Here is a 26,709-nt window from a genome sequence, read left to right as displayed (position 1 = left end):
CGCGGGGCCGGGGTGGCCCGGATGGGCGGAGTGGGCGGGTGGGCGGCGGAAATCAACTCGCCGCTGTCAGCCCCGGCTGCGACGATCCTCGGGTGATCGACCCCACCCGTACCCGCACCCGCGAGGAGCTCGCCGCCCTCACCGCCGCCGGCGCCCGGCCCAAGTACCTGTTCTTCTGGGGCCACCGGCCGCAGCGTGACGGCAGCATCGGCCAGGGTTCGCTGAGCCAGTGGTGGCCGGGCGCCTTCACCGTCGACGGGGTCCGGTACGCCACCGCCGAGCACTGGATGATGGCCGGCAAGGCCCGGCTGTTCGGGGACGCGGAGATCGTGCCCAGGATCCTGGCCGCCCGGACCCCGGCGGAGGCGAAGGAGCTGGGCCGCCTGGTCCGCGGCTTCGACGAGGAGCGCTGGGCCGCGCACCGCTTCGCGCTGGTGGTGGCGGGGAACAGGGCCAAGTTCGGCCAGGACCCGGCGCTGCGCGACTACCTGCTGGGCACCGGCAACCGGGTGCTGGTCGAGGCCAGCCCGCTGGACCGGGTCTGGGGCATCGGCCTGGCCGCGGACGACGAGCGGGCGGCCGACCCGGCCCAGTGGCGCGGCCTCAACCTGCTGGGTTTCGCCCTGATGCAGGCCCGCGCCGAGCTGGCGGACAGTCAGTAGCCGGGCACCGGGCCGCGAGAAGCGTCGGACCCCCTCCCGCCGGGGGGCGGGAGGGGGTCCGTCAGTCCGGCGGCGGCGCCTAGCAGCCGATCAGGCGCGCGCCGAGGTACGACTTGACCTGGTCCAGCGAGACCCGCTCCTGGGCCATGGTGTCGCGCTCGCGGATGGTGACCGCGTTGTCCTCGAGGGTGTCGAAGTCCACCGTGACGCAGAACGGCGTGCCGATCTCGTCCTGGCGGCGGTAGCGCTTGCCGATCGCGCCCGCGTCGTCGAACTCGACGTTCCACGCCTGGCGCAGGTCGGCGGCCAGGTTGCGGGCCTTCGGCGAGAGGTCGGCGTTGCGCGACAGCGGCAGCACCGCGACCTTGACCGGGGCCAGCCGCGGGTCCAGCCGCATGCCGACCCGCTTCTCCATCACGCCCTTGGCGTTGGGCGCCTCGTCCTCGAAGTAGGCGTCGAGCAGGAAGGCCAGCAGCGCGCGGTTGAGGCCGGCCGCCGGCTCGATGACGTACGGGAAGTACCGCTCGCCGGACTCCTGGTCGAAGTACTTCAGGTCCTGGCCGGAGGCCTCGCTGTGGGTCGCCAGGTCGTAGTCGGTCCGGTTGGCGATGCCCTCCAGCTCGGAGAACTCGCTGCCGCCGAAGTTGAACCGGTACTCGATGTCCACGGTCCGCTTGGCGTAGTGCGAGAGCTTCTCCTTCGGGTGCTCGAAGAAGCGCATGTTCTCCTCGCGCAGGCCGAGGTCGCGGTACCAGTTCCAGCGCTGCTCGAGCCAGTACTCGTGCCACTTCTCGTCCTCGCCCGGCACGACGAAGAACTCCATCTCCATCTGCTCGAACTCGCGGGTGCGGAAGATGAAGTTGCCCGGGGTGATCTCGTTGCGGAAGCTCTTGCCGACCTGGGCGATGCCGAACGGCGGCTTCTTGCGCGAAGTGGTCTGCACCGACTTGAAGTTGGTGAAGATGCCCTGGGCCGTCTCGGGGCGCAGGTAGGCCAGGCCGGAGCCGTCCTCGACCGGGCCGAGGTGCGTCTTCAGCATGCCCGAGAACTCCTTGGGCTCGGTGAAGGCGCCCTTGGTGCCGCAGTGCGGGCAGTTGATGTCGGCCAGGCCGTTCGCCGGCAGCTTGCCGTGCTTGGCCTCGTAGGCCTCCTCCAGGTGGTCCGCACGGAACCGCTTGTGACAGGAGGTGCACTCGGTCAGCGGGTCGCTGAAGGTCGCGACGTGGCCGGAGGCCTGCCAGACCTCGGGGGCCAGGATCACCGAGGAGTCGAGGCCGACCACATCCTCACGAGCGTGCACCATCGCCCGCCACCACTGGCGCTTGATGTTCTCCTTGAGCTCCACGCCCAGCGGCCCGTAGTCCCAGGCGGCCTTGGTGCCGCCGTAAATCTCGCTGCAGGGAAAGACGAAGCCTCGGCGCTTGCTCAGGCTGACGATCGTGTCGATCTTGTCGGCGGCCACAGTGCTCTCTTCAGACAACGCCGCACCCAGGTGCGACGGCACGGTCAAGGCGCGGCTGGTTGCGCGCACCCGAATACCTCAGGTTACCGAACAGGTGGGTGGCGGGCTCAAACCGATTAGCGTGGCAACTCGGCCAACAGGCGGCGGCGCGCCGGTGGCACCGCTCACACCATCGGGCAAGTTGACAATCATTTCCAGGTAAGTTGAGAATGGTTGTCATGATGCTCCGCCGTCGTGACCGCCGTGACCGCATATCCGCCGCCCCGCTCGCCCTGGCCGCCGGCACCCTGGCGGGCGCCCTGCTGCTCTCCGCCTGCGGCGGCAGCTCCAGCGCCACCAGCGCCGGCGGCAAGGTGGACGTGGTCGCCGCGTTCTACCCCCTGCAGTACCTGGCGGAGCAGATCGGCGGCGACCACGTGAAGGTCACCGACCTCACCGCGCCCGGCACCGAGCCGCACGACCTGGAGCTGACGGCCAAGCAGGTCGCCGCCGTGCAGGGCGCCGGCGCCGTGCTCTACCTCAAGGGCCTGCAGCCGACCGTGGACAAGGCGGTGGCCCAGGCGGCCGGCAAACACGTGGTGGACGCGGCCGCGCTCTCCCCGCTGGTCGACCACCACCTCGACGAGGGCACCGACGCCTCCGGCCAGGGCGCCGCGCACGCCGGCGACCCGCACATCTGGCTCGACCCGACCCGCTACGCGGCCGTCGCCAAGGGCGTGGGCGCCGAACTGGCCAAGGCCGACCCGGCGCACGCCGCCGACTACCAGCGCAACACCGACGCGCTGGTCGCCAAGCTGGCCACCCTGGACCAGGACTTCGCCACCGGCCTGAAGAGCTGCACCGGCAAGTCCTTCGTGACCAGCCACGCGGCCTTCGGCTACCTGGCCGACCACTACGGCCTGCAGCAGATCGCGATCAACGGCGTGGACCCGGAGTCCGAGCCCACCCCGGCCCGGCTGGCCCAGATCCAGCAGAGCGCCAAGGCGAACGGCGTCACCACGATCTTCTTCGAGACCCTGGTCAGCCCCAAGCTCGCCGACAGCGTGGCCAAGGACCTGAACCTGAAGACCGCCGTCCTGGACCCGCTGGAAGGCGTCAAGGACGAGAAGGCCGACGACTACTTCACGGTCATGCAGCGGAACCTGACCAACCTGCAGGCCGCCCTCGGCTGCACCGCCTGACGGGAGACCAGCACACCATGACCCAGCCCACCCGGCCCCCGGCCCCGGTCCGCCTCACCGCCGCCCATGCCTCGCTCGGCGGCCGCCCGGTGCTGCGCGGGGTGGACCTGACCGTCGCCCCAGGCGAGGTGGTCGCGCTGCTCGGCGGCAACGGCTCGGGCAAGTCCACCACGGTCCGCTCGGTGATCGGCGCGGTGCCGCTGACCGGCGGCGAGCGCGAGCTGTTCGGCGTGCCCGGCGCCAGGTTCCGCGACTGGCACCGGATCGGCTACGTGCCGCAGCGCACCACCGCGGCCGGCGGGGTGCCGGCCACCGTGCGCGAGGTGGTGGCCACCGGGCGCCTGGCCCAGCACGGCCTGCTGCCGTTCCGGCGGCGGGACAAGGCCGCGGTGGCCCGGGCGCTGGAGGCGGTCGGCATGCTGGACCGGGCCGGCGACGGGGTGGCCGACCTGTCCGGCGGCCAGCAGCAGCGGGTGCTGATCGCCCGCGCGCTGGTCGGCGAGCCGGAACTGCTGATCATGGACGAGCCGATGGCCGGGGTGGACCTGGCCAGCCAGCGGGTGCTCGCCGACACGCTGCGCCGGCAGGTGGCCCGCGGCGCGGCGGTACTGCTGGTGCTGCACGAACTGGGACCGCTGGAGCCGCTGATCGACCGCGCGGTGGTGCTGAACGAGGGGCGGGTTCGCCAGGACGGCCCGCCCGCCGCACCGGACCACGTCCACCCGCACGCCGACCGGACCCAGGGGCTCTTCGCATGACCGACATGTTCAGCCTGCTCTTCATGCAGCGCGCGCTGCTGGCCGCGCTGCTGGTCGGGGTCACCGCGCCCTCGATCGGCATCTACCTGGTGCAGCGCCGCCAGGCGCTGATGGGCGACGGGATCGGCCACGTCGCGCTGACCGGCATCGGGCTCGGACTGTTCTTCCAGACCAGCCCGGTCTGGATGGCGGTAGTGGTCTGCGTCGCGGCCGCGGTGGTCATGGAGCTGGTCCGCTCCCGGGGCAACCAGAGCGGCGACATCGCGCTGGCCATGCTCTTCTACGGCGGGATGGCCTGCGGCCGGCTGCTGGTCAGCAAGGCGCCCGGCGCCAGCGGTGCCGGCGGCAGCCTGGACAGCTACCTGTGGGGCTCGATCCTCGCCATGGAGGACAGCGACGTGGTCACCATCGCGGCGCTGGGCGCCGTGGTGCTCGCGGTCACCCTCGGTCTGCGCCGCCAGCTCTTCGCCGTCTGCCAGGACGAGGAGTTCGCCAAGGTCACCGGCCTGCCGGTGCGCCTGCTCAACCTGCTGCTCGCGGTGATGGCCGCGGTCACCGTGACGGTGGCGATGCGGGTGGTGGGGGTGCTGCTGGTGAGCGCGCTGATGGTGGTTCCGGTGGCGGCGGCACAGTTGCTCACCCGGTCCTTCCGGGCCACCCAGGCGCTGGCCGTGGCGATCGGGGTGCTGGTCTCGGTGGGCGGGGTGGTGACCTCCTATCAGGCTGACGTACCGCCAGGTTCGGCGATCGTGCTGCTGGCCATCGCCTGCTTCGCGGTGTTCACCGTGCTGGCCGCGCCACTGGCCCGGCGGCGCTACCGGGACCCGGCGGCGGTCACCGGTACGGAGCTGCCGATTCCGGTTCAGTCGGGCGCCGCAGCAGGGTCGGGCGGCGGTAAGGGGCTGGCACAATGAGGTGTGACCCGCCCCGATCCGCAGGAGGAGCACCGGTGACCACCGCAGGCCCGTCGCCACGCGCCCGATCCACCCGTCAGCGCGCCGCCGTGTCCGCGGCGCTGGACGAGATCGAGGACTTCCGCAGCGCGCAGGAACTGCACGACATGCTCAAGCACCGGGGCGACTCGGTCGGGCTGACCACGGTCTACCGCACCCTCCAGTCGCTGGCCGACGCCGGCGAGGTCGACGTGCTGCGCACCGCCGACGGCGAGGCGGTCTACCGCCGCTGCAGCAGCGGGCACCACCACCACCTGGTCTGCCGGCACTGCGGCGCCACCGTCGAGGTGGAGGGCCCGGCGGTCGAGCGCTGGGCCAACTCGGTGGCCGCCGAGCACGGGTTCAGCGACATCGCGCACACCCTGGAGATCTTCGGCACCTGCGCCGACTGCGCCGCCAAGCAGCTGGCCGCCGCCGCCCCGTAGCCGGCGGCTCAGCCGGTCCACTCCCAGACGGCGGGCGGGAAGGCCGCCACCAGGTCGGCCAGCCGCAGCGCCAGCGCGCTGAGCGCCTCGTAGGTGCGGCGCCCGTCGGTCCAGCCGATCAGCCGGTTCCCTTCCAGCCGCCAGCCGCAGTCCGCCGCCAGGGTCAGCCGCTTGACCTCCTCGGTCACCAGCAGTTCGGCGAAGGCCGGGTCGGCGCCGGTGCGGCGGACCCGGGCGCCCGGGCCACCGCCGGGCAGCGGCTGCGCCCGGCCCGCCCCGGGCGGCAGCGCCTGGTGCCGGTCGATCTGCCAGGTCTCGGCGAGCCGGCGGCAGGTCACGGCGGTCGCGGGCAGCGCGCGCGGCAGCTCCAGCACCGCCAGCGAGAACGAGTACAGGTGACCGCCGCGGTTGGCGCCGCACGGCGGTACCACCTGGTGGGCCAGTACCACCTGGTACCCGGCCAGTTGGCCGCGCACCAGGTCGCGCAGGTGCGAGCGGCCGCTCTCCAGCGTGAAGGGGTAGCCGCGCCGGTCGAACTCGGCCCACGGCGCCTGCGGACGGCGCTGGTACTCCCAGGCCGGGTCGGCGCGGAACCGCTTGATGCTGCGGTGCACTTCGAACACTGCTCGTCCCTCCAAGTGCTCGGGCTGGGCCGCGGGGAGCGTCCCGCGCCCGGCCCGAGCCGGTGTCAGTGCCAGGGCCTGTTTCAGAAGTGGCGCCGGGCCCGCGACGCCACGTCTGAAACAGGCCCTAGTAGGCGCCCTTCGGGTCGACCAGCGGCTGACCGTCGTCGAAGAACTTCTGCGGGTCCGGCTCGCCGGTCAGGTCGTTCTCGCCGGAGCCGGCCAGCCCGTAGGCGCCGGCGTTGGTGAGCGCGTCGCCGGTGGTGGTGTCGTCCGGGCCGCCGGCCCGGTGGGTGCCGGGGCCCGGTCCGTAGACCTTGCCGCCGTAGTGCGTCCCCGCGCCGCCGATGCCGCCGCCGATGGCCGAGGTGAGCATGTCCGGACCCAGGTTGGCGCCGGTCTTGCTGCCCTGGAGGATGTCCACCCCGTCGGCCCCGGCGGTGCCGGCCGCGCTGGTGAGGCTGTTGGTGAACATGCTGCCGGCCAGGCCCTCGCCCTTGAGCAGGTTGCTGACCGTCTCGCCGCCGCCCCACGGGCCGGCGTGCGCACCCGAACCCGCCAGCTTGGTGGCCAGCGCGTTGCCCAGCTTGGGCGCGGCCAGCTCGCCCAGCCCGCTCAGGCCGGTGCCGATGCCGGCCGACACGGCCGCGTCCTGGAAGTCCTGACCCACCGTCACCTGCTGTCCCGCCATGGCCTGGCCGAGCACGTTGCCGCCGAAGTTGGCGCCCAGGTTGCCGGTGAACTTGACGCCGAACTTGAGCAGCTTGCTGTCCTCCATCGCCGTCTTCACGGTCTCCAGGACCTTGGCGACCGCCTCCAGGATCCGGGCCAGCCGGGCCACCGCGGCGCTCGCCTCGGCCGCCTCGGCGGCGGCCGAGGCCGCGGCCGCCGCGTCGGAGAAGCCGGCCGTGACGATCGACAGGCCGATGCCGATAGCCGCGGTGGCCGCGATCTCCAGCACGATCTCCTGGATCTGCTTGTTCACCGACTCGATCGAGTCGGCCGCCTGCTCGAGCTGCTGGGCCACCGTCTCGAAGTTGGGCAGCGCGGCGTCGATCTCGCCCCTGGTGTGCTCCCAGTGGGTGTGGAAGCCGTCGGCCGCCGCGCCGGTCCAGGCCCCGCCGAGCTGGCTCACCTGGTGGTCCAGGCTGTCCCGGGTGCTCTTGAGGTCCGTGGCCATCTCCCGCCAGGCGGCGGCGCAGGCGCGCAGCACCGAGGGGTCGCCGCCGGGGCTGAAGATGTCGAAGCTGGACTCGATCTTCGGTGGCGGCGGAGTCTGCTGACCGCCCTGGTTGTCCGGGTTCTGGGCCATGTTCAGACCGCCAGCCGACGGCTGTTGTGCTGGTCCGCCGTCTGGTAGTTCGTCACCGTGGTGGCCAGCGCCTGCGAGTAGCCCTCCAGTTGGGCCTGCAACTGCTGCAGGCTGACCACGGTGGCCTGGGTCATCGTCACGTACTTCTGCAGCGCGTCGGTGGACTCGGCCAGCACGCCGAAGGCGTCGTTGACGTTCTCCGCCTTGCTGCCGAAGGCGGTGATCTGCCCGCCCAGCGTGACTGCCGCACTGTGGAAGTCGGCGCTCAGCGCCTCGACCTTCCCCGGCTCGATGTGGAAATGATCGGCGACCATGACCTCGCTCCCCCGTGAGACGACTTGAGTCTCACGGCACCGTACTCGCCGTCCGGGCGGCGGCCGCAGCCAGGTCCGGGCAGCAGCGCGGAGCGTCAGCCGTCAGCCGTCGGCGCGCCGGGGGTTCTACGGTCTTGGCGGCATCTTGTGCGCGGCGATACGGCCGAGCGGTCGGCGGGCGCGCGGGGCAACGGTGAGCTGGCGCACGAGCTGGTGCAGCGAGATGGCAGCGGTGAGCGGGGGCAGGCCGACGACGATGAGGTTCGAAGCCGTCCGGGAGACCCCGGCGACGCACAGACCGGTCGCGAGCGAGGAGAACAGGATGACCACCACCCAGGAGTGGACCAGCTGCCGGCCGTGCAGCGCGGCCCGCAGCACTGAGAGGCAACCCACCAGCCACGGACCGTAGATGACCACCGGCCACAGCTGCGACAGTCCGCGCGGCACTCGCGAGAACGCCATGTCCCGCAGCGGGTCGTAGGAGAGGATCCACCCCATCACGCACACCGCGATGACCGTCAGCGCCGTCAGTACGCCGAACAGCGAGCTGATCACGCGTGGCCAGGCCGGTGCGGCGGGCCGCGTCTGTCGTCGGTGCCGGGAGGGCGGTGAGCGCTCCGGGTCGGGTGCGACCGGCGGGGGTTGCTCGACCGGCTCGCGAGGGCGGGGGGCGAACACGCCCTCGGCCTCCCAGCCGAGCGTCGACACGGTGACGGAGCCGAACTGGTGCGGACCGCCCTCGGTGAGACCGTCCTCCTCCACGAGGCCCTCGCCGTACCAGCCGCCGTGACCGTAGGCCCCGAACGGCGGGAGGAGATCGCTCATCCGGTCGTACACGGCAGGTCTCCAGAGCTGCGGTCGGACTCTTCGGCCGAGGACGTGTGGAGGTTCAGCCGCGCCGCGAAGTCGCTCTCCAACTGACGGACCTTGCGCATGAAGTCGGCCAACAGGCGCGAGGTGTGGGCCAGGACGACTCGTTCGCCGTTGCGCGACAGGTAGCCGGTGTGCACGTCACCGGCCGCGTTGCGGCGGTCCGGTACGAAGAGCCAGGTCCCGAGGCTGGCGACCGGGTCCCGGTCCAGGGGGGATGGCAGATAGGGCTGGCATGGTGAGATCACGGCTGCTCAACGAGGCGGCGGCAGTCAGGTCAGTACGGCGTTCGGGCGTCATTCCATATTCGCCGCCGAAGGCGCTCGCCAAAATTACCTGGGGTGGCGCGGGGGGTGGTTGATTTCGCGGCCGACTTCAAACCTGCGAAATTCCCCACACAAGGTAGGTTCATATTAACCCCGACCGGCGCTCACCGAGAATGTCCAAGATCAACAAATGAGAGAAACGTTTTTCCGCTTCGATCTTGCACCCTTTGTGCTATATTTCCGGCTTGCCTCTGGCATATCTCATCCGCTGCAGGGCGAAAGCTCGACCGTGAGGGGGAATCTTGCTCAGTTGGGAAGAATACATGGAAGCGCTCAGGTGCAAGCGCCAGGGATGGTCCATCACCGCGATTTCCCGATATCTCGGACGCGATCGAAAAACGGTGAGATCATACCTCTCCGGAAAACGTGTCCCGGGTATTCGAAGTATGGCGCCCGATGTTTTCTCGCAGTTCCTGCCGTACTGCCGCCTGCGGCTGGCGGAGGACCCGCACCTCCCCGCCGCCACCCTCTTCGACGAGGTCGTCGAGCTCGGCTACCCCGGCGGCTACTCGACATTCACCCGCGCCCTGCGCAGGCACCAGCTCCGGCCGCTGTGCACGCAATGCCGGGGTTTCGGCACGGCGGGAGGCGTGAGCGACGCGCAGCGCCTCGACGAGGCCATCCGATTCGACTGGCTGGAGCTTCCCGATCCGCCGGCGGTATGGGCCGGCGGAAACCGAGCACACGTCCTGGTCGGCTCGCTCACCCGCTCCGGGCGCTGGCGTGCGGTGCTGGCGGAGAACGCCGATCTTCCCCAACTGGTCGAAGCCATGGAGCAGGTGATGAGGCGGTTGGGCGGCACCACGGAGTACTGGTGGTTCGGCTCGGACTCCGCCGAGCACTTCGACACCGGTAACCGGATGTCGCCCCAGTTCCGGCACGTGGCCAGGTATTACGGCGCGAGGGTCCAGACCCGTCCGGACGACGAACCGGAGCCGGCGACGGCCGGGAGCATCAACGAAACGATCCGCGCCTGGTGGCGTGGCCTGCCGAAGGACACCGCCCTCCAACACGCCCAGGAGAGCCTCGGCCGGCTCGCGGCCCGGATGGACGCAACCGGAACCGAAGCACTCCGAGCGCTGCCCTCGGCGCCGTACCCGATCTGGCTGTGTGCCCGGCGCACCGTCACCGACCAGGGCACGGTGCCCTTCCGCGGCAACTTCTACGGCGTGCCGCACCACCTGGCCGGCGCCGTGGTGGAGGTGCGTCGGCGGCTGGACCAGCCCTTCCTCTCCATCACCACGACCGCCGGAGCCGTCATCGCCCGTTACGCCCTGGCCCCGGCGGGGGCGGGGCGCACGGTCGGCGAACACAGTGGTGCCGCGATCGTCCTGGACCGGCTCCCCACGAACCCGGCCAGCGACCGGGGCGGACCCGGCGAGATCCCGCCCTGCCGGGGAAGGACGCCGCTGCCGCCCTCGGGCGAGGCGCTGGCGGAAGCCGAGGCCCTGCGCGGACAGTCCACCGCCGCGGCCCCCTGCCAGGTGCAGACCGAACAGGCCGTCGCGAGCGAGCGGGTGCCGCCCCAGCGGGACGGCGGGGGCGGCACCGCGGAGGGGGACTGACGGCCCGTCACCCGGTTCTGGACCGAGCTGCGGCGCTCCGGCGTCAGCGCGGTGCGGGCAGCTCGGCGGCGACCTCGTTGGGCAGCGCACCGCCGAAACGGCGGTCGCGCATCGCGTACTGCTCGCAGGCCCGCCACAGGTCGCGCCGGTCGAAGTCCGGCCAGAGCACGTCCTGGAACACGAGCTCGGCGTAAGCCGACTGCCAGAGCAGGAAGTTGGAGGTGCGCTGCTCGCCGCTGGGGCGCAGGAAGAGGTCCACGTCCGGCATGTCGGGGTGGTACATGTACTTGGCGAGGGTCTTCTCGTTGACCTTCGTCGGGTCCAGCTTGCCGGCCGCCACATCGGCCGCGATCGCTGCGGCGGCATCGGCCACCTCGGCCCGGCCGCCGTAGTTGACGCACATGTAGAGGGTGACCGCGTCGTTGCCCTTGGTCTGCTCCTCGGCGACCTGGAGCTCCTGCACCACGCTCTTCCAGAGCTTGGGCATCCGGCCGGCCCAGCGGATCCGCACGCCCATCGCGTCCAACTCGTCACGGCGGCGGCGGATCACGTCCCGGTTGAAGTTCATCAGGAACTTCACCTCTTCCGGCGACCGCTTCCAGTTCTCGGTGGAGAACGCGTAGAGCGAGATGTTCTTCACACCGAGCTCGATCGCACCGCGGAGCACGTCGAGCACCACGCTCTCGCCGACCTTGTGGCCCTCGGTCCTGGGCAGGCCGCGCTCCTTGGCCCAGCGGCCGTTGCCGTCCATCACGATGGCGACGTGGGCCGGGACCAGCTCACCGGGGATCTTCGGCGGCTGTGCGCCGCTCGGGTGCGGGGACGGGGCCTGGTAGGCCCGCTGCTTGCTGCCGCCGAAGAGCCGTCGCGCTGCCATGCTCACTTCTCCACGTATCTCATCGAGCGGATACCCCGCTCCAGGTGCCACTGCAGGTAAGCGGCCACCAGACCGCTGCCCTCCCGCCAGTAGCGGGGCTCGCAGACGTCCGCGGTCCGCCAGTCTCCGGACAGCAGGGCGCCGAGCAGAACCAGTGTCTCAGGGGAGGGTACGGCACAACCGGGAACCCGGCAGTCCGCGCAGAGCACCCCGCCGGCCTGCAGCGAGAAGAACCGGTTGGGCCCTTCCAGCCCGCACTTGGCGCAGTCGGTGAAGCTCGCGCCGTAGCCGTTGACCGCGAGCGAGCGCAGCAGGAAGGCGTCGAGCACCAGGTGCGACTCGTGGGTGCCGGCGGCCAGCGTGCGCAGCGCACCGATCAGCAGCAGGTACTGCTGCACGGCCGGCTCGCCCTCGTTCTCGGCGAAACGTTCCGCCGTCTCCAGCATCGCGGTGCCGGCGGTGTAGCGGCCGTAGTCGGTGACGATGCCGCCGCCGTACGGCGCGATGGTCTCCACCTGGGTGCACAGCGGCAGCGAGCGGCCGATCAGCTCGCTGCCCCGGCTGAAGAACTGCACGTCCACGTGGGAGAACGGCTCCAGCCGGGCCCCGAACTTGGACTTGGTCTTGCGCACCCCGCGGGCCACCGCCCGGACCTTGCCGTGCTGACGGGTGAGCAGGGTGATGATCCGGTCGGCCTCGCCGAGCTTCTGGGCACGCAGCACGACGCCGTCATCGCGGATCAGACTCATGCGCCCATTCTCCCCCACCGGCCCGCCCGGACAGCCGTGTGCCCGCACCGGGCTTGTACGGGGGGAGCCGGTGCGGGACACGGCGGGCCCGGAGGGGGGAGTTCGGGCCCGGCTCTTGGGGAGGGGTGGGTCAGTGCGGGGTGCGGCTGGCCGCCTCCAGCGTGCGCCGCACGCTGTCCTCGCCCAGGCGCAGGCAGGCGCCGACCGCGGCCAGCGCCACCCGCTCGGTCGGCAGGTACCGCCCGTCGGCCAGCGCGATCCTGGCGCCCTGCAGCAGCAACCGCTCGCGGCCCTGCTGGGCCAGGTAGGGGGACAACGGCTCCAGCGCGGCGTGCAGTTCGATGGCCAGCCCGCTGCCCACCCCGTGCACGTCGAACGGCTCGCCCTCGCCGAACCCGGAGAGCGCGGCCAGCGCGGCCAGCACCTGCGCCTCGCCGCAGTCCTCGAAGCCGGCCACCCGGACCAGCTCGCAGGCCTGGGCCCGAGCCGCGGCCGAACCGGTGCCGCCGGCGGCCAGCACGGTGAGCGCGATGGTGTACTGCGCGTCCCGCAGCATCCCGGTCAGCCGGGCACTGGTGGGCTGCTCCAGGCACTCCACCCCGTACCGGCCCTGGCAGTTGGTGCATTGCACGCTGCCCTGCACGCCGCCCAGCGGCAGCACCGGCAGCTCGAACAACCGCAGCCACCGCCGGCCGTGCTGCCGACGGTAGTTGCGGTCCCCGCCACAGCCGGGGCAGAAGAACTCGCCGAGCACATCCGTCCGCCACCTCGGGCGAACACCCCACAACCGTGTCACGGCGCCAACTCCCCAGACCTGGCAGGCGGCCTGCACGACGACGGGCAGGTCACGCGACCGAAGCACCGGTCGTCCCACCGACCCCGCTTCCGGTTCACCGATGGTGCCACGGTTGCCAGCAGGTGTCAGCACCCCGAACGAGTGCCGACACAAAAAAATGTGGCCCAGACCACAGTCCGGGCCACATCTGGCGAATACTGGTAAAAACCTGGGCGAAGCTGGGAGCTTTACCGGCGTGCGGAGCGGTTCACCGCGCTGATGATCGCCTTCAGCGAGGCGCGCACCGTGTTGGCGTCGATGCCCACGCCCCACAGCACCTGACCGTCCACCGCGCACTCGACGTAGGCGGCGGCCTGGGCGTCGCCGCCCTCGCTCAGCGCGTGCTCGGCGTAGTCCAGCACCCGTACGTCCACCCCGATACCGGCCAGCGCGTCGGTGAAGGCGGAGACCGGGCCGTTGCCGGAGCCGGTCAGGGTGGCGGGCGCGCCGTCCAGCTGCACCTCGACGCTCAGCGCGTCGCGACCCTCCTCGGTGGTCAGGCTCTGCTGCTCGCGCAGCGCGATCCGGCCCCACGGGTTGTCGGTGGTGGGCAGGTACTCGTCGAGGAAGACCGCCCAGATGGCCGCCGGCGTGACCTCACCGCCCTCGGCGTCGGTCTTGGCCTGGATGATCTTCGAGAACTCGATCTGCATCCGGCGCGGCAGGTCCAGCTTGTGGTCGTTCTTCAGCACGTAGGCGATGCCGCCCTTGCCGGACTGCGAGTTGACCCGGATCACCGCCTCGTAGCTGCGGCCCACGTCCTTCGGGTCGATCGGCAGGTAGGGCACGCCCCAGGTGAAGTCGCCCACCGGTACGCCGGCCGCCGCCGCGTCGACCTCCAGCGCGTCGAAGCCCTTCTTGATCGCGTCCTGGTGCGAGCCGGAGAAGGAGGTGTAGACCAGGTCGCCGGCGTACGGGTGGCGCTCGGGGACGTTCATCTGGTTGCAGTACTCGTAGGTGCGGCGGATCTCGTCGATGTTCGAGAAGTCGATCATCGGGTCGACGCCCTGCGAGAACAGGTTCATCCCCACGTTCACCAGGTCCAGGTTGCCGGTCCGCTCGCCCTGCCCGAACAGGCAGCCCTCGACCCGGTCGGCGCCGGCCATGACCGCCAGCTCGGCCGAGGCGACCCCGGTGCCGCGGTCGTTGTGCGGGTGGGTGGACAGCGCCACGAACTGACGGCGGCTCAGGTTGCGGCTCATCCACTCGATCATGTCCGCGTACACGTTCGGGGTGCAGCGCTCGACCGTGGTGGGCAGGTTCAGGATGATCTCGCGGTCCTCGGCGGGCTGCCAGACGTCCATCACGCCCTCGCAGACCTCCAGCGCGAAGTCCAGCTCGGTGTCGATGAAGATCTCCGGCGAGTACTGGTAGCCGAAGACCGTCGCGTCGCCCAGCAGCTTCTCGGCGTACTCCATCACCAGCCGGGTGCCGTCCACCGCGATCGCCTTGATGTCGGCCCGGCTGCCCTTGAAGACCACCCGGCGGAACAGCGGCGAGGTGGCGTTGTACAGGTGCACGGTGGCGCGCGGGGCACCGACCAGCGACTCCACGGTGCGCTCGATCAGGTCCTCGCGGGCCTGGGTCAGCACCGAGATGGTCACGTCCTCGGGGATCGCGCCCTCCTCGACCAGCGAGCGGACGAAGTCGAAGTCGGTGGCACCGGAGGCCGGGAAGCCGACCTCGATCTCCTTGTAGCCCAGCTTCACCAGCAGGTCGAACATCTTGCGCTTGCGGGCCGGCGACATCGGGTCGATCAGCGCCTGGTTGCCGTCCCGCAGGTCGGTGGAGAGCCAGCGCGGCGCCTTGGTGATCATCTTGCTCGGCCAGGTCCGGTCGGGCAGGTCCACGGTGCCGAACGGCAGGTAGCGGTGGAACGGCATGCCCGACGGGCGCTGGCGCACCGAGGAGGCGGTGATCGGGGTGGGACGGTCGACGAAGGCGCGGGCCACGGAGGACTGCTCGGTCATGAGTGAGGACTCTCGGCTTCTCTTCGGATGCGGGCTGGCCGGGGTGGATTCACCCGACGGGCCGACTCGTGCCGTTTGGCGCGCAGCAACGCTGGGATGCGCACAGCACAGACTCCGCGACGAGGGAGCCGGCCTCTACGGTCTTACAGGCCCTCGCCGCGGCAGCTAAGAAGAAGCAGCCCGTAACGCATGATGGTGCCAGCGTAACCCAACGCCCCACGGTGCCGAAGCGGATGCCGCGACATTTCCACCCCTTGAGACGGCGGGATGCGTGACACGGCGTCAGTGATCGGTGACGCTGTGCGCCATGACCCCGCTCTGCACCATCATCCCGCCCTACCTGCTGGACCGGTTGGCCGAGCTCGGCGACGAGAACGCGCGCCGCTCGCTGGCCGCCGACACCGCCCTGCGCGCCGCCCGCGCCACCGCCCTGCGCGCCGCCCCGCTGCCCGCGGGCCGGCCGGGCCGTACCGTGGCGGACGCCGGCCACAGCACCCGGCTGCCCGGGCGCACGGTGCGCACCGAGGGCGGCCCGCCCACCGCCGACCCGGCGGTCAACCGGGCCTACGACGGACTCGGGGCCACCCTGGCGCTGCTGCTGGAGGTCTACGGGCGGCGCTCGGTGGACGGCGAGGGCCTGCCGCTGCAGGCCACCGTGCACTACGGCGAGGAGTACGACAACGCGTTCTGGGACGGTCAGCGGATGGTCTTCGGCGACGGCGACCAGGTGGTGTTCCGCGACTTCACCGGCTGCGTCGACGTGATCGGCCACGAGCTGACCCACGGCGTGGTGCAGTACAGCGCCGCGCTGGAGTACCGCGGCCAGTCCGGGGCGCTCAACGAGTCGCTGGCCGACGTCTTCGGCTCGCTGGTCAAGCAGTACGCGCTGGGCCAGCAGGCCGCGGACGCGGACTGGCTGATCGGCGCCGGCCTGCTCGGCCCGGGCGTGCGCGGGGTCGCGCTGCGCTCGCTCAAGGCGCCCGGCACCGCCTACGACGACCCCCGGCTGGGCCGCGACCCGCAGCCCGCCTCGATGGACGGGTACCTGGAGACCGGGTCGGACCAGGGCGGGGTGCACCTCAACTCCGGGATCCCGAACCGGGCCTTCTACCTGACCGCCGTCGAGCTCGGCGGCGCGGCCTGGGAGCGGGCCGGGCGCATCTGGTACGACGCGATGACCGGCGGCGCACTGCGCCCCGACGCCGACTTCGCCGACTTCGCCCGCACCACGGTGGCCGCCGCCCGCAGCCGGTTCGGCGAGGGCCCGGTGGTGGAGGCGGTGGCCGGCGCCTGGAAGCAGGTGGGCGTGCCGGCCCTGTGAGGCCGCCGCGCCGCACCGCCACGCCGCAGGGCCCCACAAAGAAGTGCTGTGGCGAAACGGCTGCGGGGCGGCGCGCTCGGTAGCAGACTGGCGACCATGCGTATACAGGTGAGCAGGAGCGGCGGTTTCGCCGGCCGCACCACCGCGGCCGAACTCGACACCCGGGCCCGGATCGACGCCCCGCACGTGCACGCGCTGGCCCGCGAGGCGGTGGCCGGCGCCTCCCGCAACCGGGTCTACGGTGTGCCGGACGGCTACCACTACGCGATCACGGTGGACGGGCGCACCGTGCACTGCGCCGACCCGAGCCTGACCGAGAGCCAGCGCGAGCTGGTCTCCCTGGTGCTGCACCAGGGAGTCCAGCTGCAGGACTGAGGGCGCGTCAGACCGGGTTCAGAACCCCAGCTTGCGCAGCTGCTTGGGGTCGCGCTGCCAGTCCTTGGCGACCTTGACGTGCAGGTCCAGGAAGACCGGCGTGCCCAGCAGCGCCTCGATGTGCTTGCGCGCGGTGGTGCCCACGTGCTTGAGCCGCGCGCCCTTGGCCCCGATCACGATCGCCTTCTGGCTCTGCCGCTCGATGTAGACGTTCGCGTGGATGTCCAGCAGCGGCCGGTCCGCCGGGCGGTCGGCCCGCGGGATCATCTCCTCCACCACCACCGCGAGCGAGTGCGGAAGCTCGTCCCGCACGCCCTCCAGCGCGGCCTCGCGGATCAGCTCGGCGACCATGATCTGCTCGGGCTCGTCGGTCAGGTCGCCGTCCGGGTAGAGCGGCTGGCCCTTCGGCAGCAGGTTGGTGATCAGGTCCGCGACCAGCTGGACCTGCTGGTCGCCCACCGCGGAGACCGGGATGATCTCGGCCCACTCGAAGCCCAGCTCCAGGCCCAGCTGGTGAACGGCGATCAGCTGCTCGGCCAGCCTCTTGGAGTCGACCAGGTCGGTCTTGGTGACGATGGCCACCTTGGGGGTCTTCTTGATCTCGGCGAGTTCCTTGGCGATGAACTTGTCGCCGGGGCCGAGCTTCTGGTCGGCGGGCAGGCAGAAGCCGATCACGTCGACCTCCGCCCAGGTGGAACGGACCAGGTCGTTGAGCCGCTCGCCGAGCAGGGTGCGCGGCTTGTGCAGGCCGGGCGTGTCCACCAGCACCAGCTGGGCGTCGGGGCGGTGGACGATGCCACGCACGGTGTGCCGGGTGGTCTGCGGGCGGTCGGAGGTGATCGCGACCTTGGTCCCCACCAGGGCGTTGGTCAGGGTCGACTTGCCCGCGTTGGGGCGCCCGACGAAGCACGCGAAGCCGGAACGGTAAGGGGTGGTGGAGGTGTCGCTCATGCGGACCATTCTCCCTGATCGGCCGGGCCCATCGGTACGCCGCTCACTTGCCGCGGCCGAACAGGCTACCGGCCAGGGTCAGGATCAGCAGCGCGATCGAGACCGCGAGCCAGACCGGCGAGCCGGTCTCGTGCCAGCGGCCGAACGACATGACCACGGCCAGCAGCGCCGCGAAGAACGCCAGAACCCCCATGCCAGGGAGATTATCCGACTGCTCGGCGGCCGCCCAGCCCGGTCAGGCCTCGACCCGGGCCCGCAGCAACCCGTCCGGTCCGGCCAGCAGCAGCGGGGTGCCCGGGCCGCCCAGGTCGCGCACGGCGGCCAGGTCGGCCTCGGCCGGCTGCTCGCCCGCCGTCACCACGGCCGCCGCCTCCAGGCCCTTGGCGCCGCTGGCCACCGCCATCGCCACCGCGGTCTGCACCGCGCTCAGGGTCAGCGAGGGCAGCGCCACCGAGCCGGCCACGTAGGTGCGGCCGGTCTCGTCGCGCACCGCCGCGCCCTCCGGCACGCCGTTGCGGGCACGGGCCGAGCGGGCCAGCGTGACGATCTTCTGGTCTTCCGGGTCAAGGTCGGTCATGGGACCAGAGCTTAGACGGGGTCACTCCGGGCCTTCGGCCTCGTCCACCACCCGGGGCACCGGGCTGGCCACCACGGTGCCGATCCGGTTGCGCCGCCCGGCCGAGCTCTCCGCCACCAGCCGGATCCCGGCGAGCTCGGGCGAAGTCTCCTCGGGCAGCGGCAGCTCGCAGGCCGAGCCCGGGATCGGCACCCGGCCCAGGTACTTGGCCAGCAGTCCGCCGACCGTCTCCACGTCCTCGTCCGCCAGCAGCAGGCCGAAGAGCTCGCCCAGGTCCTCCACCAGCAGCCGGGCGGTGATCCGGTAGCGCCCGTCGCCCAGGTCCTCCACCGGCGAGGTCTCCCGGTCGTACTCGTCGGTGATCTCGCCGACGATCTCCTCCAGGATGTCCTCGATGGTGACCAGGCCGGCAGTGCCGCCGTACTCGTCGATCACGATCGCCACGTGCGAGCGCATTTGCTGCATCTCGCGCAGCAGGTCGTCGACCGGCTTGCTGTCCGGGATGAAGACCGCCGGACGCATCACCGCGTCCACCTGCTCGGCCTCCGACTCCGGGTTGACGTGGGTGCGCCGCACCAGGTCCTTGAGGTAGACGATGCCCACCACGTCGTCCTCGTTCTCCCCCACCACCGGGATCCGGGAGAACCCGGAGCGCAGCGCCAGGGTGAGCGCCTGACGGACCGTCTTGTGCCGCTCCATCATCACCAGGTCGGTGCGCGGCACCATGACCTCGCGCACGATGGTGTCGCCCAGCTCGAAGACCGAGTGCACCATCCGGCGCTCGTCGTCCTCGATCAGGTCGTCCTTCTCCGCCAGGTCCACCAGCGCGCGCAGCTCCGCCTCGGAGGCGAACGGCCCTTCGCGGTAGCCCTTGCCGGGGGTCAGCGCGTTGCCCAGCAGGATCAGCAGCCGCGGGATCGGGCCCAGGATCCGGGCCAGCGGCAGCAGCACGTACGAGGCCGCGGTCGAGGTGGTCAGCGGGTGCTGGCGGCCGATGGTGCGCGGCGAGACGCCGACCGCGACGAAGGAGACCAGCACCATCACCCCGAACGCCAGCAGCACCGCCTGCCAGGTCTGCTGCAGGGTGCGCAGGCAGACCACGGTCACCAGCACCGCGGCCGCCACCTCGGCGGCCACCCGGATCAGGGTGGCCAGGTTGAGGTAGCGCACCGGGTCCGAGGCCAGCGTGAGCAGCCGGGTGGCGCCGCGCCGGCCGCCGCGCACCGCCTCCTCGGCCCGGAACCGGGAGACCCGGGAGATGCCGGCCTCCGCGCAGGCGGCCACCCACCCCAGCATGACCAGTGCGAAGGCCCCGATCAGGAAGCTCGTACTCGCGGAACCCATCGGGGATCAGTGGGTGGTCGGTGCCGGGGAGATGCCCCCGAGCCCGCGACCGGCCCGCCAGTCGTCCAGGATCCGCTTCTGGAGGGCGAACATCTGCCGCTCCTCCTCCGGCTCCTCGTGGTCGTAGCCGAGCACGTGCAGCACCCCGTGGACGGTGAGCAGTTGCAGCTCCTCGTCCATCGAGTGCTGCGAGGGGGCCGCGGCGCCCTGCGCCTTGGCCACCTCGGGGCAGAGCACGATGTCGCCGAGCAGGCCCTGCGGCAGCTCCTCCCCCTCCTTGCCAGGACGCAGCTCGTCCATCGGGAAGGACATGACGTCGGTCGGACCCGGCAGGTCCATCCACTGGATGTGCAGCTGCTCCATCGCCTCGCTGTCCACCAGGATCACGGACAGTTCGGAGAGCGGGTGGATCCGCATCTTGTCGAGGGCGTAGCGGGCGACGTCGAGGATGGCCGCTTCGTCAGCTTCCCACCCGGACTCGTTGGCGATGTCGATGGACATGGAGCGGTGGTATCAGCTTTCGGTGCGTCGGGGCTGGCGGGGGGTGTGGCTGCGCGGACCGCGCGGAGCACTGCGCCGGGCGGCCGGGGCCGCCTCGTCGGAGTTCTCGGCGTCCCAGCGCTCGTAGGCGTCCACGATCCGGCCGACCAGCTTGTGGCGGACCACGTCGGTGCTGGTGAGGACGGAGAAGTGGATGTCGGGGACGTCGGCCAGGATCGACTGGACCACCTTGAGGCCGCTCTTGGTGCCGCCGGGCAGGTCGATCTGGCTGGTGTCGCCGGTGACCACGACCCGGGAGTTGAAGCCCAGGCGGGTCAGGAACATCTTCATCTGCTCGGGCGAGGTGTTCTGCGCCTCGTCCAGGATGATGAAGGCGTCGTTCAGGGTGCGGCCGCGCATGTACGCCAGCGGAGCCACCTCGATGGTGCCGGCGGCCATCAGCCGCGGGATCGAGTCCGGGTCCATCATGTCGTGCAACGCGTCGTACAGCGGGCGCAGGTACGGGTCGATCTTCTCGTACAGGGTGCCCGGCAGGAAGCCGAGCCGCTCGCCGGCCTCGACCGCCGGGCGGGTCAGGATGATCCGGTTGACCTCCTTGGCCTGCAGCGCCTGCACCGCCTTGGCCATCGCCAGGTAGGTCTTGCCGGTACCGGCCGGGCCGATGCCGAAGGTGATGGTGTGCCGGTCGATCGCGTCGACGTAGGCCTTCTGGTTCAGCGTCTTCGGCCGGATCGTGCGGCCCCGGTTGGACAGGATGCTCTGGGTGAAGACGGCGGACGGGGCCAGGCCCTGGCCGCCGGCCGCGGCGCCCTTCAGCATCGCGATGGACCGCTCCACCGCGTCCTCGGTCAGCGGCTGGCCGGTGCGCAGCACCAGCATCATCTCGTCGAACAACTGCTTCACCAGGGCGATGTCGGCCCGGTCACCGGTGGCGGTGACCTCGTTGCCGCGCACGTGGATGTCGGTGTCCGGGAAGGAGCGCTCGATCACCCGCAGGAGCGAGTCGGTGGCACCGAGCAGGGTGACCATCGGGTGCTTCTCGGGGATCACGATCCGGGCGGTCGAGCCCGCGCCGCCCTGGGCGCTGCTCTGTGCGGTGTCACTCATCGGTTCGCTCATGGGTCGGCGCTACGGCCTGCCTCATCCCATCCGTGGTCTCGGGGTGCCACTCGGTACTTCCGGGGTCACCAGGGTACGCCGCGCGGGTGTGCACTGTGCGGCGCGGCCCGATCGATGGTGCGCCAGTGGCGCGGGCGATGCCAGTGCTTTTCACCCCGCCCGCTGCCGCGGCGGCACCGGGATCCGGGCCAGGTCCCGGGCCACCACCAGTTCGCCCTCGAAGTGCTCGCGGGCTTCGGCCTCGTGACCGGCCAGGTCGGGGTAGCGCTGGGAGAAGTGGGTGAGCACCAGGGTGCGCACCCCGGCCGCCTGCGCCGCCCTGGCCGCCTGGGCGGCGGTCAGGTGGCCGTGCTCGTCGGCCAGCGCGCGCTCGGACTCCAGGAAGGTCGACTCGATCACCAGCAGGTCCGCGCCGTCGGCCAGTTCCTCGACCCCCTGGCACATCCGGGTGTCCATCACGAAGGCGAAGCGCTGCCCCCGGTACACCTCGCTGACCTCGGCCAGGGTGATCCGACGGCCGTTCAGCTCCACCACGGCCTGCCGCTGCAGCTCGCCGACGATCCTGCCGCCGAGGCCGAACTCGGCCAGCTTCTCCGGCCGCATCCGGCGCTGGTCCGGCTCGACCAGCTGGTACCCGTAGGAGTCCACCGGGTGCGACAGCGCCACCGCCTTCAACCGGAACCCGGTCCCCTCGGCGAGTACGCCGGAGCCGTGCACCGGGGACGGCAGGAGCTGGGCGGTCTCGTGGTAGGCGGTCGCGTACCGCAGCCGGTCGAAGTACTGCTGCCCGCCGGCCGGGTAGTGGACGTGCACCGGGTGCGGCACCCGGTCCAGGTTGATCCGCTGGATCACCCCGGCCAGGCCCAGGCTGTGGTCCCCGTGGAAGTGGGTGACGAGGACCCGGTTCAGGTCGGTGGCCGAGACCCCGGCCAGTAGCATCTGCCGCTGGGTCCCCTCGCCCGGGTCGAAGAGCAGTCCCTCGCCGTCCCAGCGCAGCAGGTAGCCGTTGTGGTTGCGGTGCCGGGTGGGCACCTGGCTGGCCGTGCCGAGGACGACGAGTTCGCGGTTGGTCATCGGCGGTTCAGACCAGGCCCTCGTGGAACGGCTCGCCGCCCAGCAGGTGCACGTGGGCGTGGAAGACGGTCTGGCCGGCGGCCTTGCCGGTGTTGAAGACCAGCCGGTAGCCGGTCTCGGCGATCTGCTCGTCGGCGGCCACCGCGGCGGCGTCGGTGAGCAGCGCGGCGGCCGTCCGCGGGTCCGCGGCGGCCAGCGTGGCGGCGTTCGGGTAGTGCGCCTTGGGGATCACCAGCACGTGGGTGGGCGCCTGCGGGTGGATGTCGCGGAAGGCCAGCGTCAGCTCGGTCTCGCGGACCACGGTGGCGGGGATCGTGCCGTCGACGATCTTGCAGAACAGGCAGTCGGGCTCGCGCAGGTCGGCCATGGCGGCTCGGTCTCCCGGGTAGGAATGGGGGCACCCCCGGCCGGAGGCTGGGGGCGGGGCTGATGCCCCGCCAACCTACCGGACGGACAGCCTGGTTACGGCAGCGGCGGCGGGGTCCTGGCCGGGTTGACGGCCAGTGCCTCCAGCGCCATCCGCACCGCCCGGGTCAGCTGCGGGTCCGCGCCGGCCGCCCAGTCGTGCGGCGCGATCGGCACCTCCACGTCCGGGGTGACCCCGTGGTTCTCCACCCCCCAGCCGTAACCCTCCAACCAGGTGGCGTACTTGGGCTGGGTCACCGCGGTGCCGTCGACCAGGCAGTAGCGGTTGTCGATGCCGATCACCCCGCCCCAGGTCCGGGTGCCGACCACCGGGCCGATGCCCAGCGCCTGGATCGCCGCGTTGACGATGTCGCCGTCCGAGCCCGAGTGCTCGTCGGCCAGCGCCACCACCGGGCCGCGCGGGGCGTCGCCCGGGTACGGGTCGGCGGTGGCCAGATCCCGGCCGCGGCCCCAGCCGACGATCCGGCGGGCCAGCTTCTCCACCACCAGCTGCGAGGTGTGGCCGCCGCGGTTCTCCCGCAGGTCCACCAGCAGGCCCTCCCTGGCCAGCTCGACCCGCAGGTCGCGGTGGAGCTGGGCCCAGCCGGCGCTCATCATGTCCGGCACGTGCAGGTAGCCCAGCCGGCCGCCGGACAGCTCGCGCACCGCCGCCCGCCGCCCGCGCACCCAGTCGTGGTAGCGCAGCGCCTCGTCGTCGGCCAGCGGCACCGCCACCGGGTGGCGCACCGTGCCGTCCGGCCGGCGCACCGTCAGCTCCACCGGCTGCCCGGCGGTGCCGGCCAGCAGCGGGGCCGGACCTGACACCGGGTCGACCGGGCGCCCGTCCACCGCGAGCAGCACGTCGCCCGGCCGCACCGCCACCCCGGGCGCGGCCAGCGGGGAGCGGGCCCGGGGGTCGGAGGACTCGCCGGGCAGCACCCGCAGCACCTTCCACTCCTGCCCGTCACGCACCAGGTCGGCGCCGAGCCGGCCCTGCGGACGGGAGGCGGCGCCGCCGCGCCCGGGCGGCGAGACGTAGGCGTGCGAGGTGCCGAGTTCGCCGACCACCTCCCAGAGCAGGTCCACCAGGTCGTCGTGCGAGCCCAGCCCGTCCAGCAGCGGGCGGTACCGGTCCAGCACCCCGGCCCAGTCCACCCCGCCCAGGTCGGCCCGCCAGAAGTTGTCCCGCATCAGGCGGCCGTTCTCCTCGAACATCTGCCGCCACTCGGCCGGCGGGTCCACGGTGACCCGCAGCCTGCCCAGGTCCACCCGGGTCTCGTCCTCCTCGCCGGCCTTCCGGTCGGCGGGCACGATCCGCAGCTCGCCGCCGTCCAGCACCGCGAGCCGGGCGCCGTCCGCGCTGACCTGGAACGCGTCCAGGCTGTCCACCAGTTGCTCGGCCCGCAGCTTGCGCAGGTCGAACCGCTCCAGCACCGGGCCGGGCCGCTCGTCGTCGGGCCCGGCCGCGTCGTCGCCGAGCTCGCCGACCACCTGGTAGCGGGTCCACAGCACGCCGTCCTTGGCGGTCCGCAGCACGCCGAACCGGCCCGCCTCCACCGGGAACGGCACGATCCGGTCGGCCAGGCCGGTCAGGTCCACCACGGTGCCGCCCGGCTGCTCCTCGCCCTCGCCCTCGGCGGGCCTGTCCGCCTCGGCCCCCTCCTTCTCCTCCGCGCCGTCCACCGGGCGGCCGGCCCGCATCGGTCCGAAGGGTGACGGGGTGTCGGCGGCCAGCGTGATCAGGTACGGGCGGGCGCCGGTCGGGAAGGACAGGTCGAAGCTGTGCGAGTCGTAGACCGGGTCGAAGCTGCGCTGGGAGAGGAAGGCCAGGTGCCTGCCGTCGGCGGTGAAGGCCGGCGAGGTGTCCAGGAAGCGCTGCGGGGTGGCCTCGGCGACGTCGCCGGTGGCCAGCTCGCAGAGCATGATCTGGCGCAGCGACCAGGGCGCCAGGGTGGGCTGGGACCAGGCCAGCCAGTCCGACTCGGGGGCGAAGGCCAGCCCGCTGACCTCGCCGTCCTGACTGTGCGCCAGTTCCCGCACCGCCCCGTCGGCCAGCGTGACCAGCAGCAGCCGACCGTCGTGCGCGGCCAGCGCCACCTGGTTGCCGTCCGGTGCCACCGCGAGCGAGAGCACCCGGCCCAGCCGGCCTGCGGCGATCCGGCGGGTCCCTGAGCCGTGGCCCAGGGCGCCGAGCGCGTCGGGCAGGTACTCCAGCGCGTCGTCGCCCGCGGCGTCGGTCACCCACAGGACGCCCTCGGTGCCCTCCTCGCCGGCCGGCGGCACCACCCGGGCCAGCCTGGCCCGCACCCCCGGGGTCTCGGCCAGCGCCCGGGCCGGCCCCTCCCGGTGGGTCAGCCAGTGCACGGTGCCGCGCACCACGGCGGCCACCGCGCGCCCGGTGCCGTCCGGGGCGGCGCTCTCCACCTGGCCGGCCGCGGCCAGCGGGTGGCTGCGCCGGGCGGCGCGCGGGCCGGCCGGGCGCACCTGGAGCGGGCGCGGCTCGGCGCCCGGGTCCAGGCTGTCCAGCTGCCACAGTCCCCCGGCCCGGTGCCAGACGATCCGGGTGCCGTCGGTGGCGGCGTTGCGGGCGTAGAACCCGTCCGGTGCGCCGTGCGCGCGCAGGTCCGAGCCGTCGGGGCGGCTGGAGTAGAGCCGCCCGGTGCCCTCGTGGTCGCTGAGGAAGGCGATCCGGTCCCCCACCCACATCGGCGACTCGAGGTTGCCGTCCAGTTCGGCGTGCACCCGGGTGAACTCCCCGCCGGTCTCGCCGATCCACAGCTTGCCGGCGTTCCCACCGCGGTAGCGCTTCCAGCGGGCGGGCTCCATGCCGACCGCCGACAGCAGCAGCACCCTCCCCCCGCCTTCGGCCTGGGGCACCCCGATCCGGTGCGGCTCGAAGGCCAGGTGCCCGACCGGGCCGTACGGCAGCCGGCGCGGCTCGCCGCCGTCCAGCGGCACCGCGTGGGCCCAGGCCTGCAGGGCGGTCGGCTGCCCCGCGCTGGTGACCGCCACCGGCTCGCCCTGCGCGGTCCAGGTGCTCAGCCGGGTGCGCGCGGCGGCACCCCAGTAGGTCAGCCGATGCGCCTGGCCGCCGTCCACCGGAGCGGCGTACAGCTCCGCCGAGCCGTCCCTGGTGGAGGTCCAGGCGATGGTCCGCCCGTCCGGCGAGAACCGCGGGTGGGCGACCGGCGCCCGGTCGGCGGTCAGCCGCCAGGCCCGCCCGCCGTCCAGCGGCGCGAGCCAGACGTCGTCCTCGGCGACGAAGGTCACCAGATCACCGTGCAGGTGCGGGTGGCGCAGGTAGGCGCCGGTGGAGATGCTCTCGGTTTCCGTCACCGCGTCAGGTTATGCACCCGCCCGCAGCCGGGACCACCGCCCGTCGGGCCTGACGGCCCGTCAGGCCCAGCGCCCGGTACGGGCCAGCAGGACCGCGCCGGCCGCCACGCCCGCGGTGGAGGTGCGCAGCACCGAGGGGCCGAGCCGGTACGGGTGGGCGCCGGCGCCGGCGAAGGCGGCCAGCTCCTCCGGGCTGATCCCGCCCTCCGGGCCGACCACCAGCACCAGGTCGCCGGCCGGCGGCAGCTCGGCGGCGGCCAGCGCGGCCGAGCCCTCCTCGTGCAGCACCCCGGCGAAGGCGGCGCCGGCCAGCACCGGCAGCAGCTGACGGGTGGTCACCGCGTCCCGCACCTCGGGGAAGCGCAGCCGGCGGGCCTGCTTGCCGGCCTCCCGCGCGGTGGCCCGCCACTTGGCCAGCGCCTTGGCGCCGCGCTCGCCCTTCCACTGGGTGATGCAGCGTGACGCGGCCCAGGGGATCACCACGTCCACCCCGACCTCGGTCATGGTCTCCACCGCGAGTTCGCCGCGCTCGCCCTTGGGCAGCGCCTGGACCACCACCAGGCGGGCGGCGGGCGCGGGCTCGGCGCGCAGCTCGGCCAGCGCCACGTCCAGCGCGTCCTTGCCGTGCACCGCGCTCACCGTGCCGTGGCCGCCGAGCCCCAGACCGTCCGTCAGGGTGACCGCCTCGCCCACCTCCAGCCGCTTGACCGCCACCGCGTGCCGGCCCTCGGTGCCGTCCAGCCGGACCAGCGCACCCGGGGCGGCGATGGCGAGGCGGTCGGTGGGGACGACGAAGACGGGTGCGGTCACGGTGCTTCCAGGGG

The 26,709-nt window shown here is 72.3% G+C and carries 28 protein-coding genes; 8 read left to right on the top strand and 20 right to left on the bottom strand.

What is annotated here, in order from left to right; translation table 11 throughout:
• The first annotated feature begins 92 nt into the window (after positions 1 to 92).
• Entirely contained in the window at positions 93 to 662 is a 570-nt protein-coding gene (locus tag C7C46_RS29735) for a riboflavin biosynthesis intermediates N-glycosidase (RefSeq protein ID WP_181442602.1), read from the top strand.
• A 79-nt stretch (positions 663 to 741) separates the two neighbouring features.
• Here C7C46_RS29735 and C7C46_RS29730 read toward each other — a convergent pair whose 3' ends face one another.
• Positions 742 to 2,124, bottom strand: a complete 1,383-nt coding sequence (locus C7C46_RS29730) for a glycine--tRNA ligase (protein WP_110673028.1) — start codon at positions 2,122 to 2,124, stop codon at positions 742 to 744.
• 209 nt (positions 2,125 to 2,333) lie between these two features.
• Here C7C46_RS29730 and C7C46_RS29725 point away from each other — a divergent pair, with 209 nt between their 5' ends.
• The 4 genes from C7C46_RS29725 to C7C46_RS29710 are packed head-to-tail and all read left to right on the top strand — an operon-like array spanning position 2,334 to position 5,441.
• Entirely contained in the window at positions 2,334 to 3,305 is a 972-nt protein-coding gene (locus C7C46_RS29725; RefSeq protein ID WP_425470143.1) for a metal ABC transporter solute-binding protein, Zn/Mn family, read from the top strand.
• Between the two features lie 17 nt (positions 3,306 to 3,322).
• Positions 3,323 to 4,063, top strand: coding sequence for a metal ABC transporter ATP-binding protein (locus tag C7C46_RS29720; RefSeq protein WP_110673026.1), 741 nt, complete (start codon positions 3,323 to 3,325; stop codon positions 4,061 to 4,063).
• Positions 4,060 to 4,977 carry a metal ABC transporter permease gene (locus tag C7C46_RS29715; RefSeq protein WP_110673025.1) on the top strand — a complete coding sequence of 306 codons (918 nt, stop codon included), beginning with the start codon at positions 4,060 to 4,062 and terminating at the stop codon, positions 4,975 to 4,977. The genes C7C46_RS29720 and C7C46_RS29715 overlap by 4 nt, the downstream gene beginning before the upstream one ends.
• Positions 4,978 to 5,012: 35 nt before the next feature.
• Positions 5,013 to 5,441, top strand: coding sequence for a Fur family transcriptional regulator (locus C7C46_RS29710; RefSeq protein WP_110673024.1), 429 nt, complete (start codon positions 5,013 to 5,015; stop codon positions 5,439 to 5,441).
• An 8-nt stretch (positions 5,442 to 5,449) separates the two neighbouring features.
• Here C7C46_RS29710 and C7C46_RS29705 read toward each other — a convergent pair whose 3' ends face one another.
• The 5 genes from C7C46_RS29705 to C7C46_RS29685 all read right to left on the bottom strand — a co-directional run bounded on the left by C7C46_RS29705 (position 5,450) and on the right by C7C46_RS29685 (position 8,808).
• Positions 5,450 to 6,064, bottom strand: a complete 615-nt coding sequence (locus C7C46_RS29705) for a hypothetical protein (protein WP_110673023.1) — start codon at positions 6,062 to 6,064, stop codon at positions 5,450 to 5,452.
• Between the two features lie 127 nt (positions 6,065 to 6,191).
• Positions 6,192 to 7,376, bottom strand: coding sequence for a WXG100 family type VII secretion target (locus tag C7C46_RS36910; protein ID WP_110673022.1), 1,185 nt, complete (start codon positions 7,374 to 7,376; stop codon positions 6,192 to 6,194).
• 2 nt (positions 7,377 to 7,378) lie between these two features.
• Complete coding sequence (locus C7C46_RS29695) at positions 7,379 to 7,690, bottom strand: type VII secretion target (RefSeq protein WP_110673021.1); 312 nt, start codon at positions 7,688 to 7,690, stop codon at positions 7,379 to 7,381.
• Between the two features lie 126 nt (positions 7,691 to 7,816).
• Positions 7,817 to 8,515: a DUF2637 domain-containing protein gene (locus C7C46_RS29690; protein ID WP_146259257.1), complete on the bottom strand. Its 699-nt coding sequence runs from the start codon at positions 8,513 to 8,515 to the stop codon at positions 7,817 to 7,819.
• Positions 8,512 to 8,808 (bottom strand): hypothetical protein, encoded by a 297-nt coding sequence (locus tag C7C46_RS29685; RefSeq protein WP_110673019.1) that lies wholly within the window; start codon positions 8,806 to 8,808, stop codon positions 8,512 to 8,514. Before C7C46_RS29685 ends, C7C46_RS29690 begins: the two co-directional genes overlap by 4 nt.
• 320 nt (positions 8,809 to 9,128) lie before the next feature.
• Between C7C46_RS29685 and C7C46_RS29680 the strand changes: the two genes are divergently transcribed.
• Positions 9,129 to 10,451 carry a transposase gene (locus C7C46_RS29680; RefSeq protein WP_146259256.1) on the top strand — a complete coding sequence of 441 codons (1,323 nt, stop codon included), beginning with the start codon at positions 9,129 to 9,131 and terminating at the stop codon, positions 10,449 to 10,451.
• Positions 10,452 to 10,494: 43 nt separating this feature from the next.
• Here C7C46_RS29680 and C7C46_RS29675 read toward each other — a convergent pair whose 3' ends face one another.
• The 4 genes from C7C46_RS29675 to leuA form a co-directional block, all read right to left on the bottom strand.
• A complete protein-coding gene (locus tag C7C46_RS29675) occupies positions 10,495 to 11,328 on the bottom strand; it encodes an isoprenyl transferase (RefSeq protein ID WP_110673017.1) in 834 nt (277 codons plus the stop codon).
• A gap of 2 nt (positions 11,329 to 11,330) precedes the next feature.
• Positions 11,331 to 12,077 (bottom strand): DNA repair protein RecO, encoded by a 747-nt coding sequence (gene recO, locus C7C46_RS29670; protein ID WP_110673016.1) that lies wholly within the window; start codon positions 12,075 to 12,077, stop codon positions 11,331 to 11,333.
• Between the two features lie 130 nt (positions 12,078 to 12,207).
• Entirely contained in the window at positions 12,208 to 12,831 is a 624-nt protein-coding gene (locus tag C7C46_RS29665) for a TerB family tellurite resistance protein (RefSeq protein WP_245985161.1), read from the bottom strand.
• A 269-nt stretch (positions 12,832 to 13,100) separates the two neighbouring features.
• On the bottom strand, positions 13,101 to 14,882 hold the full coding sequence (gene leuA, locus C7C46_RS29660) for a 2-isopropylmalate synthase (RefSeq protein ID WP_110673014.1): 1,782 nt from the start codon (positions 14,880 to 14,882) through the stop codon (positions 13,101 to 13,103).
• A 307-nt stretch (positions 14,883 to 15,189) separates the two neighbouring features.
• Here leuA and C7C46_RS29655 point away from each other — a divergent pair, with 307 nt between their 5' ends.
• Positions 15,190 to 16,203, top strand: a complete 1,014-nt coding sequence (locus C7C46_RS29655; protein ID WP_110673013.1) for a M4 family metallopeptidase — start codon at positions 15,190 to 15,192, stop codon at positions 16,201 to 16,203.
• Positions 16,204 to 16,299: 96 nt separating this feature from the next.
• Positions 16,300 to 16,578, top strand: a complete 279-nt coding sequence (locus tag C7C46_RS29650) for a protealysin inhibitor emfourin (RefSeq protein ID WP_110673012.1) — start codon at positions 16,300 to 16,302, stop codon at positions 16,576 to 16,578.
• A gap of 18 nt (positions 16,579 to 16,596) precedes the next feature.
• Here the strand turns inward: C7C46_RS29650 and era are convergent, their stop codons facing one another.
• The 10 genes from era to C7C46_RS29605 form a co-directional block, all read right to left on the bottom strand.
• Positions 16,597 to 17,538 carry a GTPase Era gene (gene era, locus C7C46_RS29645; RefSeq protein WP_110673011.1) on the bottom strand — a complete coding sequence of 314 codons (942 nt, stop codon included), beginning with the start codon at positions 17,536 to 17,538 and terminating at the stop codon, positions 16,597 to 16,599.
• Between the two features lie 34 nt (positions 17,539 to 17,572).
• Positions 17,573 to 17,722, bottom strand: a complete 150-nt coding sequence (locus tag C7C46_RS35415) for a hypothetical protein (protein WP_181442601.1) — start codon at positions 17,720 to 17,722, stop codon at positions 17,573 to 17,575.
• 42 nt (positions 17,723 to 17,764) lie between these two features.
• Entirely contained in the window at positions 17,765 to 18,106 is a 342-nt protein-coding gene (locus C7C46_RS29640) for a cytidine/deoxycytidylate deaminase family protein (protein ID WP_110673010.1), read from the bottom strand.
• Between the two features lie 21 nt (positions 18,107 to 18,127).
• Complete coding sequence (locus C7C46_RS29635; RefSeq protein ID WP_110673009.1) at positions 18,128 to 19,450, bottom strand: hemolysin family protein; 1,323 nt, start codon at positions 19,448 to 19,450, stop codon at positions 18,128 to 18,130.
• A gap of 6 nt (positions 19,451 to 19,456) precedes the next feature.
• Positions 19,457 to 19,951: an rRNA maturation RNase YbeY gene (gene ybeY, locus C7C46_RS29630; RefSeq protein WP_110673008.1), complete on the bottom strand. Its 495-nt coding sequence runs from the start codon at positions 19,949 to 19,951 to the stop codon at positions 19,457 to 19,459.
• A 12-nt stretch (positions 19,952 to 19,963) separates the two neighbouring features.
• A complete protein-coding gene (locus tag C7C46_RS29625; protein ID WP_110673007.1) occupies positions 19,964 to 21,058 on the bottom strand; it encodes a PhoH family protein in 1,095 nt (364 codons plus the stop codon).
• 162 nt (positions 21,059 to 21,220) lie between these two features.
• A complete protein-coding gene (locus C7C46_RS29620; protein WP_110673006.1) occupies positions 21,221 to 22,144 on the bottom strand; it encodes a ribonuclease Z in 924 nt (307 codons plus the stop codon).
• A gap of 7 nt (positions 22,145 to 22,151) precedes the next feature.
• Positions 22,152 to 22,511, bottom strand: a complete 360-nt coding sequence (locus C7C46_RS29615) for an HIT domain-containing protein (protein ID WP_110673005.1) — start codon at positions 22,509 to 22,511, stop codon at positions 22,152 to 22,154.
• Between the two features lie 95 nt (positions 22,512 to 22,606).
• On the bottom strand, positions 22,607 to 25,885 hold the full coding sequence (locus tag C7C46_RS29610) for a S41 family peptidase (RefSeq protein WP_425470142.1): 3,279 nt from the start codon (positions 25,883 to 25,885) through the stop codon (positions 22,607 to 22,609).
• Positions 25,886 to 25,945: 60 nt separating this feature from the next.
• Positions 25,946 to 26,695 (bottom strand): 16S rRNA (uracil(1498)-N(3))-methyltransferase, encoded by a 750-nt coding sequence (locus tag C7C46_RS29605; protein WP_110673004.1) that lies wholly within the window; start codon positions 26,693 to 26,695, stop codon positions 25,946 to 25,948.
• Between the last annotated feature and the right edge of the window lie 14 nt (positions 26,696 to 26,709).

This window comes from Streptomyces tateyamensis, from assembly GCF_003205575.1.
Taxonomy (GTDB): Bacteria; Actinomycetota; Actinomycetes; order Streptomycetales; family Streptomycetaceae; genus Kitasatospora; species Kitasatospora tateyamensis.
The sequence above is the reverse complement of the archived record's forward strand: the minus strand, read 5'-3'. Positions and strand labels throughout refer to the sequence as shown.